The sequence below is a fragment of the Veillonella sp. AF13-2 genome, from assembly GCF_003603295.1.
Classification (GTDB): domain Bacteria; phylum Bacillota; class Negativicutes; order Veillonellales; family Veillonellaceae; genus Veillonella; species Veillonella parvula_E.
On the sequence record NZ_QTMT01000001.1, the window covers coordinates 70827 to 87013 of the forward strand.

At 39.4% G+C, this 16187-nt stretch carries 16 protein-coding genes; 15 read left to right on the forward strand and 1 reads right to left on the reverse strand.

Features of this window, described 5'->3' with window-relative positions; all coding sequences use genetic code 11:
• Positions 1 to 5 precede the first annotated feature (5 nt).
• The 11 genes from ilvN (at position 6) to DWV85_RS00360 (ending at position 11321) form a co-directional block, all read left to right on the forward strand.
• Positions 6 to 518 (forward strand): acetolactate synthase small subunit, encoded by a 513-nt coding sequence (gene ilvN / locus DWV85_RS00310; RefSeq protein WP_060919632.1) that lies wholly within the window; start codon positions 6 to 8, stop codon positions 516 to 518.
• Between the two features lie 184 nt (positions 519 to 702).
• Positions 703 to 1293, forward strand: a complete 591-nt coding sequence (locus DWV85_RS00315; protein WP_123137776.1) for a carbonic anhydrase — start codon at positions 703 to 705, stop codon at positions 1291 to 1293.
• A gap of 6 nt (positions 1294 to 1299) precedes the next feature.
• Positions 1300 to 2622 (forward strand): fibronectin type III domain-containing protein, encoded by a 1323-nt coding sequence (locus DWV85_RS00320; protein ID WP_123137777.1) that lies wholly within the window; start codon positions 1300 to 1302, stop codon positions 2620 to 2622.
• A 218-nt stretch (positions 2623 to 2840) separates the two neighbouring features.
• Positions 2841 to 4025, forward strand: a complete 1185-nt coding sequence (locus tag DWV85_RS00325) for a M20 family metallopeptidase (RefSeq protein ID WP_123137778.1) — start codon at positions 2841 to 2843, stop codon at positions 4023 to 4025.
• A gap of 31 nt (positions 4026 to 4056) precedes the next feature.
• Positions 4057 to 5067: an ornithine carbamoyltransferase gene (gene argF / locus DWV85_RS00330; protein ID WP_123137779.1), complete on the forward strand. Its 1011-nt coding sequence runs from the start codon at positions 4057 to 4059 to the stop codon at positions 5065 to 5067.
• A 110-nt stretch (positions 5068 to 5177) separates the two neighbouring features.
• Positions 5178 to 6128 (forward strand): N-acetyl-gamma-glutamyl-phosphate reductase, encoded by a 951-nt coding sequence (gene argC, locus DWV85_RS00335; RefSeq protein WP_123137780.1) that lies wholly within the window; start codon positions 5178 to 5180, stop codon positions 6126 to 6128.
• Between the two features lie 10 nt (positions 6129 to 6138).
• A complete protein-coding gene (gene argB / locus DWV85_RS00340; RefSeq protein ID WP_123137781.1) occupies positions 6139 to 6996 on the forward strand; it encodes an acetylglutamate kinase in 858 nt (285 codons plus the stop codon).
• Positions 6997 to 7083: 87 nt separating this feature from the next.
• Positions 7084 to 8271, forward strand: a complete 1188-nt coding sequence (locus tag DWV85_RS00345; protein ID WP_123137782.1) for an aspartate aminotransferase family protein — start codon at positions 7084 to 7086, stop codon at positions 8269 to 8271.
• A gap of 137 nt (positions 8272 to 8408) precedes the next feature.
• Positions 8409 to 8591, forward strand: a complete 183-nt coding sequence (locus DWV85_RS00350) for a hypothetical protein (RefSeq protein WP_004696604.1) — start codon at positions 8409 to 8411, stop codon at positions 8589 to 8591.
• 190 nt (positions 8592 to 8781) lie between these two features.
• The gene (locus DWV85_RS00355; protein ID WP_123137783.1) at positions 8782 to 9960 is read left to right on the forward strand and encodes an amidohydrolase; all 1179 of its coding nucleotides are present in this window, start codon (positions 8782 to 8784) and stop codon (positions 9958 to 9960) included.
• A gap of 167 nt (positions 9961 to 10127) precedes the next feature.
• Entirely contained in the window at positions 10128 to 11321 is a 1194-nt protein-coding gene (locus tag DWV85_RS00360; protein ID WP_123137784.1) for an MFS transporter, read from the forward strand.
• 134 nt (positions 11322 to 11455) lie between these two features.
• On the opposite strand, the gene DWV85_RS00365 is transcribed toward DWV85_RS00360, so the two are convergent.
• The gene (locus tag DWV85_RS00365) at positions 11456 to 12442 is read right to left on the reverse strand and encodes a GMP reductase (protein WP_004696596.1); all 987 of its coding nucleotides are present in this window, start codon (positions 12440 to 12442) and stop codon (positions 11456 to 11458) included.
• Positions 12443 to 12625: 183 nt separating this feature from the next.
• Here DWV85_RS00365 and thiT point away from each other — a divergent pair, with 183 nt between their 5' ends.
• The 4 genes from thiT to DWV85_RS00385 all read left to right on the forward strand — a co-directional run bounded on the left by thiT (position 12626) and on the right by DWV85_RS00385 (position 16182).
• A complete protein-coding gene (gene thiT / locus DWV85_RS00370) occupies positions 12626 to 13156 on the forward strand; it encodes an energy-coupled thiamine transporter ThiT (RefSeq protein WP_123137785.1) in 531 nt (176 codons plus the stop codon).
• A complete protein-coding gene (gene mobB / locus DWV85_RS00375; protein ID WP_123137786.1) occupies positions 13149 to 14273 on the forward strand; it encodes a molybdopterin-guanine dinucleotide biosynthesis protein B in 1125 nt (374 codons plus the stop codon). The genes thiT and mobB overlap by 8 nt, the downstream gene beginning before the upstream one ends.
• Positions 14254 to 15489: a molybdopterin molybdotransferase MoeA gene (locus tag DWV85_RS00380; protein ID WP_123137787.1), complete on the forward strand. Its 1236-nt coding sequence runs from the start codon at positions 14254 to 14256 to the stop codon at positions 15487 to 15489. The genes mobB and DWV85_RS00380 overlap by 20 nt, the downstream gene beginning before the upstream one ends.
• A gap of 357 nt (positions 15490 to 15846) precedes the next feature.
• Positions 15847 to 16182 (forward strand): cupin domain-containing protein, encoded by a 336-nt coding sequence (locus tag DWV85_RS00385; RefSeq protein ID WP_021148395.1) that lies wholly within the window; start codon positions 15847 to 15849, stop codon positions 16180 to 16182.
• Positions 16183 to 16187 lie beyond the last annotated feature (5 nt).

The following is a 16187-nucleotide window of genomic DNA, read 5'->3' on the forward strand; positions in this document are numbered from 1 at the left end:
GGGCTATGGAAGTACAAATGAAAAAACGCTGTATTTCAGCGTATGTAGAAAACCAAATTGGTGTACTAGCTAAGATTTCAGGCCTCTTCGCAGGCAAAAATTATAATCTTGATACATTGACGGTAGGGGAAACTGAAGACCCTACCATGTCTCGTATGACGATTGATCTTACTTGTGATGATTTGACGTACGAACAAATTATTAAGCAACTAAATCGCAGTGTCGAGGTTATTAAAGTTATCGACTTTACTGACATGCGAATTACGAAAAAAGAATTACTATTTATCAAGGTCAATAGCTGTAAAGAAGCGGATAAACAAGAAATCTTCCGCATTGCCCAAACCTTTGATTTATTAGTAGTAGATTACAATCGCAAGTCTGTACTCGTTCAATGTGTAAAAACTGTATCTAAAAATAATGACATGATTGCCTTATTTAAAGATATGTTCGTCAATCGTATTGAAGTTGTACGCGGTGGTAGCGTAGCTATCGAAGCATTATCTACACCTGATAGATAAGGTGTGTACTCTAGCACTTTAAAAGCGATTTAGGTCTATTCAAATATATAATACATGTATTTGAATAGACCTATTTTTTGTGGCTTAAAGCGTGTACAACTTAATATGATATAATATGTATATCGAGCATTATTGATATAGAGACCTTGGTTGTATGCCAAAGTCATTTTATATAGGAGGTACTATGAGCTTATTAGATGATATTTTAGCCCATAATCGAGAATATGTAGAAGATCAAAATACAGGTTATGTAGATACAGATACAAAGTGTAGTAAAATGCCTAGTCGTGAAATGGCAATTGTTACATGTATGGATACACGTCTTGTTAACTTCTTAGAAGATTCCATGGATATTGGGCGCGGTGAAGCGAAAATCGTAAAGACTGCAGGTAACTGTATTACAGGTCCCTTTGATGGCGTTGTACGTAGTTTACTTGTTTGTATTTATGAGCTAGGCGTTAACGAAATCTTTATCATTGGTCATCACGAATGTGGTATGGCAAAAACTACGGCAAAAGATCTAACAGAAAAAATGTTAGCTCGTGGCATTTCTCCAGAAGCGATTCACATGGTGCGAAAAGAAATGGAACATTGGGCTGATGGTTTTACTCATCCTGCAGAAAATGTGGAAGAAACAGTGGACGAATTGCGTATGAACCCTTTAATTCCTAAAGACGTGCCAATTCATGGACTTATCTTCCATCCTAGAACGGGTGAAATCGAAGTCATCGTTAACGGCTATACACAAATGAAACAATATTACGAAAAGAATTAGAATTATATGAACAAAAAAAGATTAATTATATCCGTATTAGCCATTATTGCTTTGGTCTGTGCTGTTGTAGGTGGATATGTCCATAAAGATGCCATACAGAGTCGCATAGCTAGAACTGCCGCCGTTGTAAGTGGACAAGAAATTAAGCCACTCCTCGATTCCGAAAGTCGTTATATTCGGCAAATTGTAGCTCAAGATAACAGCACGAGTCGTACTATTATGTGGCAATCAGATAGCAGTGAAGCTGATGCGGTAATAGAGTATCGTCTTGTTGGATCTGATACGACTCAAACGATAAAAGCTACAGACAAAGCTTTTACCGATGATGGTAGTACTACCTATATCCATGAGGGGACATTGACAGGTCTAACGCCTAATACAAAATATGAATATCGTGTTGGTTATAGTAATGATCGTCGAAGTGATTGGTATTCATTGGAAACCGCAGGCGCTAAAGAATATGATGTTCTCATCTATCCAGATTCGCAGTCTGGCGATTACTCTGGGTGGGAACGAATTGTAAAAGATTCAGCAAAACGTAATCCGAATACAGCCTTGTATATTAGCATGGGTGACCTTGTAGATAATGGGGAACAAGACTATCAATGGCGCACTTGGTTGAATTCCATCAGACCCTTGAGTGCTAATGTGCCATTAGCAACGACCTTAGGCAATCATGAGATGTATACATTAGATTGGAAAATGCGCGAGCCTTATGCGTATTTGAATTACTTCGCAGTACCACCTAATGGGAATGAAATATTTAATCGCCGTTATTATTCCTATGATTTTGGCGATGTGCATTACGTTGTATTAGATACGATGTTGTATGAAAGTAATCATGAGGATAATCATGATACTCATCATCCTGATTTGTACGATGTAGAGGTTCAGTGGCTACGTCAAGATTTAGCAGCTAATACTAAAAAGTGGACTGTAGTCCTCATGCATCGTGATCCATTCCGATATGCCTTTGACCGACCAGGTGCAAGTCGCGATGTAGGTTTCGATGATGAGGGCGTATTATTTATGCCTATCTTCGATGAGTTTAATGTAGACTTAGTTTTATCTGCTCATTTACATACATACCGCAACCGTGGCCATGTACGAAACTTTGATCGAAATCCAACTGGTCCACTATATATCCTTACAGGGATAGCTGGTGATGCACGACGTCCTAAGTGGAAGCAACATCCTCTAGATGTATATGTAGCACCTCAGCCTGAAACGAATAATTATATGTCTATGACAGTGACACCAAATAAGCTGATTGTAAAATCATTTTTACCCAATGGTACTCAGCTTGACGAATCAGTCATTGAAAAATAAGAAAAAGACACCTTTTTGGAAGGTGTCTTTTTTTTGTCTAATGAAAGGTTGCAAGAATTTATGAGTAAAATTGATTTACAATATAACAAATAAAAATACAATGAATTCGTATAAAAACTTGCTTATTATAAAATATAGTATTATAATACGTACATAGGTTATAAAAATACGCTAAATATGTATAAAATATGCATATAGTGTATAAAGGAGATAGAGTAATGAATGCATTACAAGACTTAATAAAAACTTATGCCTCCCAATATAAAGAACAAGTTGTGGAATGGCGCCGACATATTCATAGCCATCCAGAGTTATCTGGTGAAGAAAAAAATACATCTTTATTTATTCAGAAGGTTCTTGGTGAACTAGGAATTCCCTTTGTAAATGATGTTTCTGACTACGCTGTTATCGGTAAGATAGAAGGTGCTCATACAGGCCCTGTTATTGCATTGCGTGCCGATATGGATGCATTACCCATACATGAAATAACAGGATTGCCCTTTGCTTCACAAAATGAAGGCGTTATGCATGCTTGTGGTCATGATAGTCACATTGCGATTTTGCTCGGTGCCGCAGCGATTTTACAGTCTATTAAAGATCAATTGTACGGCACCGTAAAGCTTGTATTTCAGCCTTCCGAAGAGGAAGCGTTATTTCCAGGAGCACAAGGTATTGTAGATAGCGGTATCCTTGATGACATAGATGAAATATATGGACTTCATGTATGGCCACAATTACCCGTTGGTACTGTAGGTCTAAAAAAAGGTAATTTGATGGCTGCATCTGACCACTTCCTTGTACATATTAAGGGCAAATCAACCCATGGTGCGGAGCCTCACAATGGGGTTGATGCTATTGTGGCCACAGCGAACTGGATTGTAACTGTGGAGTCCATGGTCGCTCGCGAAACGAATCCTATGGAAAATCTTGTATGTACCATAGGTGTTATAAATGGCGGTGATCGATACAATGTAGGCTGTGGCGATGTATATCTAGAAGGAACATGTCGTACCTATGCACCTGAAAAACGGGATTATATTGAGCGACGTTTAGGTGAAAGTTTACAGGCCCTCGATGTGATGTTTAAAACGGAAAGCACTTTGGATTATAAAAGGGGACATGGTGCAACTATCAATAATCCAGAGGCCATTGATTATGCCACATCCATTGTAGAGAAATATCTTGGTAAAGACGCAGTGGTACATCCTGAGTTCCCATCTATGGCAGCAGAAGACTTCTCCGCCTATCTTCATAAAATCAAAGGTGCGTTCCTTTGGTTAGGCACTGGTTTTGAAGGCAATCCGGCTTTGCATAATGCAGCTTTCACTATCGATGAAAGCATCCTCGAACCTGGTATAACAATGATGGCAGCTATTGCCGCCGAATATTTACAAGAAAAGTAGTTAAACACATAGTTTGAAATAAGAGGTTATCATGAAAAGTTTACAACATACATCATTTAAAACAATGCTTCAATATACACCAGAGGAAATTAAATACTTCTTGAAGTTAGCAGCTAAATTAAAAGCAGATAAAAAAGCGGGTAAGGAAATTAAAACATTAGAAGGTAAAAACTTTGTTCTAATTTTTGAAAAAGACTCAACGCGGACCCGCTGTGCTTTTGAGGTAGGGGCAGCTGACCAAGGTGCTTTTACAACATATCTTGGTCCTACAGGTTCTCAAATGAATAAGAAAGAATCCTTAAAGGACACGGCTCGTGTTCTCGGTTCCATGTATGATGCCATCGAGTTTAGAGGCTTTGAACAAAAGGACGTAGATACATTGGAGGAATACTCTGGTGTGCCAGTTTGGAATGGGCTTACCGATATGGATCATCCTACACAAACATTAGCCAATTTCTTAACACTTCAAGAAAATATCGACAAACCGTTGAATGAAATTTCTTTTGCCTATGTAGGTCATGGTCAATCCAATATGTGCAATGCTTTGATGAGTGGTGCCGTTAAAATGGGGATGGATTTCAGACTTATTGGTCCTAAACAATACTGGCCAGCTGGTTCATTCTACGAAGAGTGCTTAAAGGTGGCTAAAGAAACAGGTGCTACTATCACTTGTACAGATGATGTAGCTGAAGGTGTTAAAGGCTTAGATGTCATTTACACTGGTGTGTGGGTAACGATGGGCGATACTTACGATATGTGGGAGGAACGTATCAATACATTTAAACCGTTCCAAGTAAATGCAGAAATGATGGCATTGACAGGTAATCCCAATACTAAGTTCTGTCACTGTTTACCTGCGTTCCACAACACAGAAACACAAGTAGGTAAAGATATTTACGAACGGTTTGGCATGGATGGCATTGAGGTAACCGAAGAGGTATTCGAAGGTCCAAACTCATTGGCGTTCCAAGAAGCAGAAAATCGTCTCCACACGATTAAGGCAGTTATGGTTGCTACCTTTGGAAATTATCCATTGAAATAAGTTCATCTTCCTAAATGGTGATGTATGGTATCGTTTGTTTTCTATTTATATTGGATAAAGGGCTATATAAATAGGTGTGAGTCACCAATAGGTGAGAATTGAGGTTTATTATGACACCCCATAGAGTATTTATTGTCGGTCATGAAGGCACAACGGGTCTTAGAATTCATGAACGATTATCCGATCGAAAAGATATAGAACTCTTAGCGACTGCTGATGAGGATCGCAAAAATGTAGAGGCCATTAAAGTGGTTGCAAAAAAGGCAGACATCGTATTTCTTTGCTTACCTGATGCGGCATCTAAAGATATTATGGCGGTTATCGGTGACTTGCCGTGCAAGGTAATTGATACATCTACCGCTTTTAGAACTGATTCTGATTGGGCCTATGGTTTTCCAGAACTTGGTATTAATTATAAGACAGCTATTACTACTAAAAAACATATTGCAAATCCTGGCTGTCATGCAAGTGGTATGATTGCTTGCATAGCGCCTCTTGTAAAAGCAGGGCTCGTGCCAGTGGATTATCCTTTCACTATTACATCCTTAACAGGCTATAGCGGTGGTGGTAAGAAGATGATTGGTCAATATGAAAGTAGTCCTAAGGACTATTTCCTTTATGCTCCACGTCAATATGGGCTTGGTCAAGAACATAAACATTTACCCGAAGTACAACATGTATGCGGCCTTAGTGAAACTCCAATTTTTATGCCAGTTGTTGATGATTACTACTCTGGAATGGAGGTTACCGTAGGTATTCATAGTCGTTTATGTCATAAACCTGTTTGTATTGATAAGGTACAACAAACGTTAGAATACTTTTACAAAGATAGTACAATCGTTACGGTTGCACCATTTACTGAAAATAGCAATAGCGGTATGTTAAACGCTAATCAATTGAGCAATACGGACAGTATGAAAATCTATATCACTGGTAACGATGAACGCATCATGGTTCACGCCATTTTCGATAATTTAGGTAAAGGTGCATCGGGTGCCGCCGTTCAATGTATGAATATTGCATTGGGTTTACCAGAGGATACTGGTTTAGTATTAGGTTAGAGAGGAATCTATGAAGAATGTAACAAATGCAATGCGGGCGCATATCTTAACGGCGGCCGTTCCATATATAAAACAATACACAGATCAGTACGTTGTCGTTAAATACGGTGGTAATGCCATGGTGGATGAAGAGTTAAAGAAATCTGTCATGAAGGATTTACTATTACTTCAATTAGTGGGGGTAAAAGTAGTCCTCGTTCATGGTGGAGGTCCAGCTATTAATAGCACCTTAGAGGCGATGCAAATTGAATCACATTTCGTTAATGGATTACGTGTTACCGATGAAGCAACGATGGATGTTGTACAAATGGTGTTAGCCGGCAAGGTGAATAAAGGTCTCGTAGCTGATTTAACAGATCTTGGTGGCAAAGCTGTTGGCCTTTGTGGCGTAGATGGTAATATGATTCAAGTTCATAAACAAAACGAAGAACTTGGTTATGTAGGTTATATTGATACTATTGATACGAGTATTATCCATGACGTAATTAGCCGTGGCTATATTCCGGTTATTTCTTCTATCGGCATGGGAGCCGATGGCGAGACCTACAATATTAATGCGGATACGGTAGCCGCGAAAATTGCAGGTGCCCTCAAGGCGGAAACCATGGTGGCTATGACCAATATTGATGGTGTACTGCGAGATGTGCATGATCCAGATTCTTTAATTTCTAAAATTACAATGGCCGAGGCAGCTCAGTTAAAAGCGGATGGCGTCATTGCAGGCGGTATGATTCCAAAGGTAGATTGCTGCTTAGAGGCCATAGAAGCAGGGGCACAAAAGGTATTCATCATCAATGGTGAAATTCCACATGCCATTCTTATCGAGTTATTAACCGATGAAGGCCTTGGCACCATGTTTGTTGCTTAATATAGTAAACATAATACTGGTAATCATCTATTGGGTATCTTTTACATAGATAGAGACGACGGCATGACCGTACATTTGGAGGATATAATGAGTAATGCAATCGATTTTGAACAACAAGATAAAGAATATATAGCCAATACGTATGGTCGGTTCAACGTGTGCTTTGAAAAAGGAAAAGGTTCTCTCTTGTGGGACGTAGATGGTAAAGAGTACATCGACCTTGGTTCTGGTATTGGCGTAACCGCTTTTGGCGTTGATGATGATGAGTGGACTGATGCTGTTACTAAGCAGTCTCATGCGTTGAATCATATTTCTAATTTATACTATTCCTTGCCACAAATTGAGCTAGCGAAACAGCTCTGTGCGAAAACAGGGATGAAAAAGGTATTTTTTTCTAACTCTGGTGCGGAGTCTAACGAATGTGCGATTAAGGCAGCGCGTAAATATAGCCATGACAAATATGGCGAAGGGCGTCATATAATTGTTACCTTAGTCAATAGTTTCCACGGTCGTACTATTACCACCTTGTCTGCGACAGGACAAGATGTATTCCATCAACATTTCTTCCCATTTACGGAAGGCTTTATTCATACCCCAGCCAATGATATTGATTCGGCTTTGAAAGTTCTTGCTAATCCAGCTGTTTGTGCCATCATGATGGAACCTATTCAAGGTGAAGGTGGTGTTATGCCATTAGATAAGGAGTTTGTCCAAAGAGTAACAAAATATGCTCATGAACATGATCAATTGGTACTCATCGATGAGGTACAAACTGGTAATGGTCGGACTGGCAGCTTATATGCATACCAACAATTTGGTATCGAACCAGATGTTGTATCTACTGCAAAAGGTTTGGCCGGAGGGCTACCAATGGGTGCCACCTTATTCAATGAAAAGATGCAATATGTATTAAATGCTGGTGCTCATGCTACTACTTTTGGAGGTAATCCAATCTGCGCGGCTGCAGGTAATACCATTATTAGCCGGTTAACTCCTGAACTCCTTGACTCTGTAAAAGCAAAAGGGGAATACGTAAAGGCTACCTTAACTGGTAAACCTGGCGTTCTTGGTGTTAGCGGTATGGGCCTCATGCTTGGCATTGAAACTACGGTTGATGCTAAAGGCGTTATAGCTAAATGTCTTGAAAAAGGCGTAGTATGCTTATCTGCTAAAAATAAAGTGCGTCTTTTACCAGCTCTTAATATTCCGCAAGAACAATTGGAAAAAGCTATTGCTATTTTAGCGGAAGTGATTGAAGAATTAGCGGCACAGTAAGATTTTGTTTAACTTTCATAAATATTGTTTACTATAGTTATGTAACATTGAACTATGGAAATAAACCGATGATTATATAGACTTTACTCCGTATTCGTGTTACCCTAAAAGAAATAGTCTATATTGGAGGAGTAAATATGAATACAGAATCCTTACGTAATGAAGTATTGGTTCCAGCGGTAGCAAAAACGTTGGACATTGCAGCTAAAGCAAAACCTACAAAAGAAGAAATTATCACAACGGCGAAAATCACCGCTGCTGTGACAGTTGCAACAGCTGTTGTATCCTTAGCGGTACAAGCAGTATTGCGCAACCGATAAGAAACTGAGAAAACGACATGGCGCTGCCTGTCGTTTTCTTTTACATTTATCCTGTTATTCCCCTAAATAAGGGGTTTTTCTTGGCGCATGTAGGTTGTGTATTTATAAATTAGGAGACTGTTTAATCGTTATATATTAGCGATGCATATTGAGATGCAATTGATATATTGATATTAGAGGAGGCGATACGATGCATAGTCGCGATTTAATAGAGCAATATAAAGGCTACGTTCAAAATTGGCGTAGATATTTTCATAAACATCCAGAACTCAGTAATGAAGAGTTTGAAACGACAAAGACACTCGCTAAAGAACTAGAATCAATGGGCGTAGAGGTTCATGTAGATACAGAACGTGGTATCGGTTTAATCGGCATTATCCATGGTTCTAAGCCGGGAAAGGCTATCGCGTTGCGCGCCGACATCGATGCACTGCCTGTTCATGAACATAATGCAGTGGACTATAAATCAGAAGTAGAAGGCAAAATGCACGCTTGCGGCCATGATGGACATATGGCTATTTTATTAGGTGCGGCTAAGATGCTAATGTCTATGAAAGACCGTATTGAAGGCGATGTGTATTTAGCATTCCAACCTGCGGAAGAAACTGGCACAGGGGCTCCGGATTTCATTAAATTTGGCGATTGGTATGATAAGGTAGATGCTATCTTTGGCGGGCATGTGTGGATCGATTTGCCAGCGGGCCTTGTGTCTGTTGAGGAAGGTCCTCGTATGGCTGCCAGTAGCCAGATTACTATTAATGTAAAGGGTAAACAAGGTCATGGTGCACAGCCTCATCAAGCGATTGATGCAATTGTGGTGGCTAGTGCCATCGTTATGAACTTACAAACTGTAGTTTCTCGCAATGTGAGTGCCCTTGATTCCGTCGTTGTTACAATTGGCAATATTCATTCTGGTTCAGAATGGAATGTCATCCCTGGGGAAGCTTCCCTAGGCGGTACAGTTCGTTTCTTTGATCCAAACCAAGAACAATATATTGTCGATACTATTCGCCGCATTGTAGAACACACTGCAGAGGCCTATGGAGCGACTGCTACATTAGAATATATAAAAAAAGTGCCCCCTACCATTAATGATCCTGAATCCAGTGAACTGGCAGAACGTGTCGTTATTGATACATTAGGTAAGGACAAGCTTTCTAAGATGCGTAAAGTCATGCCTGGAGAAGATTTTGCCTGGTATTTACAAGATAAACCGGGATGCTTTGCCTTTATTGGTATTCAAAACCCTGATGTAGAAGCTACATACGATCATCATAATAATAGATTTAATATGGATGATACTGTATTATCTGCCGCATCTGCGGTATATGCTGAATATGCCATTCAGTGGTTAAAAGAAAATAAATAAATTTTAACCCCATAAACCCCTTTACTTTTTTCGTAAAGGGGTTTATTATATTCCAATATTAGTCATATGTAATTAAAATGGTTTCCTGTAATAGCGCATATTTTAGCGCTTTGCGGATAAAAAGGACCTTTCTTCGCCGGACGGTTCTAGAAGCCAGAAAGGATGTAATGAACGATCAAGTTTCTATTTCAACAGCAAATATTCGTGGTGCTTTTGGGGCATTCTTTATCCCTGGTATGTACACAGCTTTATGGGCTGGTTTCGTGCCATATTTAAAAGCAAAGCTTAGTATTGGTGAAGATGTATTAGGTTCCATGATTTTGTTGCTCGGTGTAGGTTCTTGTTTATCCATGGCTATAGCAGGTAAGCTTGTAGAAAGCTTTGGGTGTAAGAGAGTCGTTTTGTTAGCTAGCTTTATTGGTATGGTATCTCTTGCCATCGTTACTATGTGTCCTACTATTGCTACAACAACAGTAGCCCTGTTCTTTTTTGGTATTGGTGTAGGCCTTAGTGGTGCTTCTGCTAATTTACAAGCTATCCTAACGGAAAAGGTGAGCAAAAAACATTTGATGGGTGCCTATCACGGTGGCTGGAGCTTAGGTGGTTTTGCTGGTGCCGGTGTTCTACTTGTGCTTTTAAAAATCTTATCTTTTTCTGTTAATGAAAGTATTTGGGGGCTACTCATCGTATTATTTATTGCGATGGTCATAGTTAGCCAATTTATGTTGACCTTTGGTAGTGACCCAAATGCAAAGATTACTAAAAAATCTAAAAGCCCATTGTCCTTCCATCCAATCGCTCTTATTTTTGGTTTATTGTCCTTCGTGTCATACTTGGTAGAAGGTGCTGTAGGGGACTGGAGCGCATTATATTTATTTGAAGATAAAGGGATTGTTATTGAAGAGGCTGTTATGGGTGTAATGCTCTTTAATGGTACTATGTGCATAGGCCGTTTGCTTGGTAATAGATTAGGTAAACACTTAACATCTAAGCAAGTTGTTGTTGGTGGCTACTTACTTGGCTCTATTGCGATGGGGCTGATCGTATTCTTACCAGGACATGCCTCCATGTATACTTACTTATTATTGGGTATTTCATTAGCTATGATAGTACCAAACTTATTCTCTGCGATGGGGGAACAAAATGTTATTCCTATGACACAAGCGGTTGCAACATCTACAATGCTCGGTTATATGGGTATTTTGATGGGGCCTGCTTTGATTGGCTTCATTGCGCACGGTACAAGTCTTACAGTAGCATTTATCGTATTGACTACATTGCTTGTTGTAAGTGCAGGTATTGGTAAATACGCATACCATTTAATGAGTAAAGACTCTGGTCTTAGTGAAGAACAAATTTAATAGTCTATAATTAAGGAACTACGATTTTCGTATCGTAGCTCCTTTTTCATATTTTTATATTTTATGTATTTCTCGCATTAAAAAGACACAGGTTTTGAACCTGTGTCTTTTAGCATTATTATATATTGATTAGATTAGCGATCGCCATTGAAGATAGAGTTTTTAACAAGTACATAGTCTACTTTGCGAATGGCTTGTAGAGTCGTACCGCCAGCGTAAGAGATAGCGGATTGTAAATCTTGTTCCATTTCAGTTAATGTATCAAAGATAGAACCTTTGGAGTCGATGAAGATCTTTTTGCCTTCTACGTTTTTGCGTTCACCTTTCTGGAACTCAGAAGCGGAACCAAAGTATTCTTTTACAGCTTTGCCGTCAACGATTTTTTCTTCCCCTGGGGATTCTTCATGACCAGCAAATAGGGAGCCAATCATAACCATAGTAGCGCCAAAGCGAATAGATTTTGCAATGTCACCATGGTCACGGATACCACCGTCAGCTATGATAGGCTTAGTAGCTGCTTTTGCGCACCAGCGAACTGCAGCCAATTGCCAGCCGCCAGTACCAAAGCCAGTTTTCAATTTTGTGATACATACTTTACCAGGACCGATACCTACTTTCGTAGCATCAGCACCAGCATTTTCAAGTTCACGAACTGCTTCTGGAGTACCAACATTACCAGCGATAATGAAAGTTTCAGGCAAGTTCTTTTTAATGTATTGAATCATTTCGATGACTGCATTGGAATGACCATGTGCAATATCAATAGTGATATATTCTGGGGTTAAGTTTGCTTTCTTGAATTCATCAACTAAGGCAAATTCTTCAGCTTTTACGCCGATAGAAATAGAAGAATATAAGTTAAGGTCGTGCATGCGTTTTACAAAGTCCATACGACGTTCTGGTTGGAAACGATGCATGATATAGAAATACCCTTCACGAGCTAATTTTTCAGCCAACTCTTCGTCGATGATAGTTTGCATATTAGCAGGTACTACTGGCAAGCGGAATGTGCGTTTACCTAATTTTACATGTGTATCACATTCGCTACGACTGGAGACAATACATTTATTAGGAATTAATTGCACGTCTTCATAATCAAAGATGTTAGTTGTATTAATCATAGTTTCTATATCTCCTTCGAGTATTACATATTGAACCTGTACCATTATACAAGAGACTCATAAAATTTTCAATACGTTCCGAATATTTTGTTTGGTGTAAGGGATAAACTGTAGTACAATACAAGTAGATTGTGTAAATAATATATTCATTTATAGATATATGGTAAAAGGAGGTTGATTAATGTGGAACAGTCTAAAATCCGTATGCTTGCTGAAGCTGGCGTAGCAATTGCCATTGCTCAAGTGTTGTCATTTATTACGATTTTCCATATGCCACAGGGGGGCTCTATTAAGGCGGCAGCATTGGTACCACTCATGATTTACGCGTATCGTTGGGGCGGAACACGAGGTATCTTCGCAGGTGTTGTATATGGTATATTACACTTTATTTTAGGCTTTAAATCATCTGTTCATTATTTAAGTATTATATTAGACTACCTGGTTGCTTACGGTGCTATTGGCGTTTGTGGTTATTTTAAAGATTCTCTTTCTGGTCTTATCACTGGATCCATCGTAGGTATTATATTGCGTTGGGGAGCATCTGTTACGAGCGGTGCTGTAGTCTTTGCTAGCTATGCTCCGCAAGGGCAGAATCCATGGGTTTATTCCATGATTTATAATGCATCCTATATGGTGCCAGATGGCCTTTTAAATATTGCAGTTTTACTATTCATCTACCAAGGTGTCAAACGAGGTTTACAACGTCGTGGATAAATTAGGTTTAATTATTTTGGCTGGAGGACTCAGTACTAGAATGGGGCAACCTAAAGCTTTGTTGCCTTGGATTAATGGTGAAAGTCTTATATCTCATGCACTTCGTAAGGGGTTAGATGCAGATGTTCAAGATATTCTTATCTCTATCGGTGATGACGAGCAATTAGGACTTGCTATCCAGACTCATATTATAGATACATTATCGAACGATGAGAAAAATAAGGTTTCTATTGTTCGGGATTCTGTTGGGCGGTGCGGACCTTTAGGCGGGCTGTATAGTACTCTAGCTGTTGGTACTAGTTCTGCTTATGCGGTAATGGCAGTAGATATGCCATTCATGGAAATGGATTTGTATTATGATTGGCTCTATCAAGTAGATCATAATGATTGGAATGCCATTGTCCCATATAGTGAAAGTGGTAAATCTGAGCCGATGGCGGGTATTTATAGGCCATATATTGCGTCCTTAATTCAATCTATCCTTGTTGGCGAAAATGTGTCGTTGCATCATGCCCTCGATGTTATTGGTCATATAGAATCTATTGATGCTACTGATTTTAGTTGGGAGCTAAGCAATATTAATCGATTTGAAGACTATCAATGGGCGCGAGCTTTAGGGGAAAATGAATTCCGCCGTGTACCTTTAATTAGTGTGGTCGCATCGAAACGTAAAACAGGTAAGACTACTGTTGTAACGCGCCTTGTGTATGAGTTACAAAATATCGGTTTATCGGTTGGTGTAGTAAAAAGCGATAAGCATGGCTTTCAGATGGATCATGAAGGAACAGATACAGACCTTGCCTATAAAGCTGGAGCTGATGCGGTTGCAATTGCAGGGCCTACTGAAACAGCGATTCGTATACGTACGAAAGAACAATCCAACTTGTATGAAATATCACAGTTTATGCCTGTAGATATAGTTATACTAGAAACGAGATCCCAAGGGATTGCCCCAATTATAGAGGTTACTCAAGAGGGATATACGGAAGAGCTGATCTCGGACCCAATGGACCGAGTGGCGACGATAGAAATTGGCAAATTGGATCAAGACGTACCTGAATTGGTACGCCATATACAGGAAATGATGAGGAGTTTAAATGGCCGTCGTTACTGTTGAGAAGGCTCTCCAATTATGGGATGAGGCCTTACAAACGCAAGTTCATAAAGTTGAAACGATTGCAGTTAAGGCTGCGAAGGGATACGTACTAGCAGAGGATATTATTGCGCCAACGGATGTACCTGCTTTTTCAAAATCTGCAATGGATGGGTATGCCATCGCCTATGAAGAAGGTCGTAATGAATATATCGTTGATGGCATCATTGGCGCCGGTGTTGTATGGAAACAGCCTGTAAAGCCTGGCCATGCAGTACGGATTATGACTGGTGCACCAGTACCAGATACATGTGATACCGTTATCATGCAGGAACAAGTAGTAGGTACAGGTGAACCGCATACATCGATTACAATTCAAGGTAAATATCGTTGTGGTGATCATATTATTCCACAAGGTGAAGAGTGTAATGCCGGTACTATTGTGATTCCGCACGGTACAGAGATAACAACTACAGTACAAACCATTTTGACGGGACTTGGCCTTATTGAGGTATCTGTTAATGCCATGCCTCGCGTATTAGTTCTTACCTCTGGTCATGAGGTTATTGAACCTGGTGAAAGCTTAACGCCTGGTAAGATTTACAACTCCAATCGAGCTATGATTTGTGGACTCTTAGAGGACTTAGGTTTTCACAAGATAACACATTATCATGTAAGTGATGCTCCAGAGGCGTTAGACTCTGAAATCAATCATGTTTTAAAACTTAGTGAAGAAGCAGATGTTATAATCAGTTCTGGTGGTGTATCGGTAGGTCTTTTTGATACGATGCCTCTTATTTATGAAAAATTGGGGGCAGAATCTATCTATGCCCGTATTCAAATGCGACCGGGTGCAGCATCCTATGGTGCGGTTACCCCGAAAGGTCAGATTATCTTTGGCTTGTCCGGTAATCCAGGGGCTGCCTTTAATGGATGGCATTTAATCGTAGCGCCTACCTTGAAGCATTATAAAGGGTTGGCTAATTGGACGACTCCAGTGGTGGCTTGTGTAATGGATACAGAAATCTTCAAACGTAATGTTTTTGATCGCTATGTACAAGGAAAAGTGGTGTTCGGCGGTGGTGTGCCACGGTTTGTGGCTAACCGTCATTTTAATAGTAGTAGCATGTTAGGGCTATATACTGTGAATGCGTTGGCATGTATTCCACGAGGAACTCATGAAGTACATCCTGGTGATACATTTAATGTGTATCTATTAGGCTTGCTGCCTGCAGTTTAGACCCTTTTGATTTTTAGACTCTTACTCTAAGGCGTTAGATTTTTTAGAGTTATAGCGTTTTAGAGTTTTAGATACAAATATACTAGTTAAAAAACTATAATATTTATAGCTAACCATAATGTAAAAAAGACGAGGTTTCTTAGGAGGCCTCGTCTTTGCGTTTATTCAAAACATTTCGTTTATCCAAAAATAATTTTAATTTTGTTACCAAAGATACTGAAATTAAATCTCAATTAAATTATAATAAAATTAAGGGAAAGATACTTTTTTAGTTATATCAATTGGTTTTGATAAAATTGTTTTAATCTACTTTTTATTTACTTTTACTATTATATAGCTATATAAGGAGTGATTTCTATGAGTAAGACTTTCACAAAAAATATCCCGGTAAACGAAATTTTACATCTAGGCGAACACCTAGAGTATAAAGAGGGGCAAGTGATTAGTATTACAATTGCTCAAAATGAGCGACTCAGCATTACACTATTTGCGCTGCCTAAGGGGGAAGAAATCTCTACGCATGTAACAGTAGGCGATGCGATTGTACAAATCCTCGATGGAGAAGCTCACATCGTTGTTGGTGATACGGAGCATAATGTGAAGGCTGGAGAAACCTTAATTATGCCATCGGAAGTACCTCATAGCCTCGACGCACGAGAAAGCTTCAAGATGCTGTTGACCGTAGTTAAATAAATATA

What these genes read in the sequence shown, in the direction of transcription:
- argF (WP_123137779.1), top strand. Translation starts at nt 4,057, where the DNA reads ATGAAAAGTTTACAACATACATCATTTAAAACAATGCTTCAATATACA.
- DWV85_RS00355 (WP_123137783.1), top strand. Translation starts at nt 8,782, where the DNA reads ATGCATAGTCGCGATTTAATAGAGCAATATAAAGGCTACGTTCAAAAT.
- DWV85_RS00385 (WP_021148395.1), top strand. Translation starts at nt 15,847, where the DNA reads ATGAGTAAGACTTTCACAAAAAATATCCCGGTAAACGAAATTTTACAT.
- DWV85_RS00365 (WP_004696596.1), bottom strand. Translation starts at nt 12,442, where the DNA reads ATGATTAATACAACTAACATCTTTGATTATGAAGACGTGCAATTAATT.
- argC (WP_123137780.1), top strand. Translation starts at nt 5,178, where the DNA reads ATGACACCCCATAGAGTATTTATTGTCGGTCATGAAGGCACAACGGGT.
- DWV85_RS00325 (WP_123137778.1), top strand. Translation starts at nt 2,841, where the DNA reads ATGAATGCATTACAAGACTTAATAAAAACTTATGCCTCCCAATATAAA.
- DWV85_RS00380 (WP_123137787.1), top strand. Translation starts at nt 14,254, where the DNA reads ATGGCCGTCGTTACTGTTGAGAAGGCTCTCCAATTATGGGATGAGGCC.
- argB (WP_123137781.1), top strand. Translation starts at nt 6,139, where the DNA reads ATGAAGAATGTAACAAATGCAATGCGGGCGCATATCTTAACGGCGGCC.
- DWV85_RS00350 (WP_004696604.1), top strand. Translation starts at nt 8,409, where the DNA reads ATGAATACAGAATCCTTACGTAATGAAGTATTGGTTCCAGCGGTAGCA.
- DWV85_RS00360 (WP_123137784.1), top strand. Translation starts at nt 10,128, where the DNA reads ATGAACGATCAAGTTTCTATTTCAACAGCAAATATTCGTGGTGCTTTT.
- DWV85_RS00315 (WP_123137776.1), top strand. Translation starts at nt 703, where the DNA reads ATGAGCTTATTAGATGATATTTTAGCCCATAATCGAGAATATGTAGAA.
- ilvN (WP_060919632.1), top strand. Translation starts at nt 6, where the DNA reads ATGGAAGTACAAATGAAAAAACGCTGTATTTCAGCGTATGTAGAAAAC.
- DWV85_RS00345 (WP_123137782.1), top strand. Translation starts at nt 7,084, where the DNA reads ATGAGTAATGCAATCGATTTTGAACAACAAGATAAAGAATATATAGCC.
- DWV85_RS00320 (WP_123137777.1), top strand. Translation starts at nt 1,300, where the DNA reads ATGAACAAAAAAAGATTAATTATATCCGTATTAGCCATTATTGCTTTG.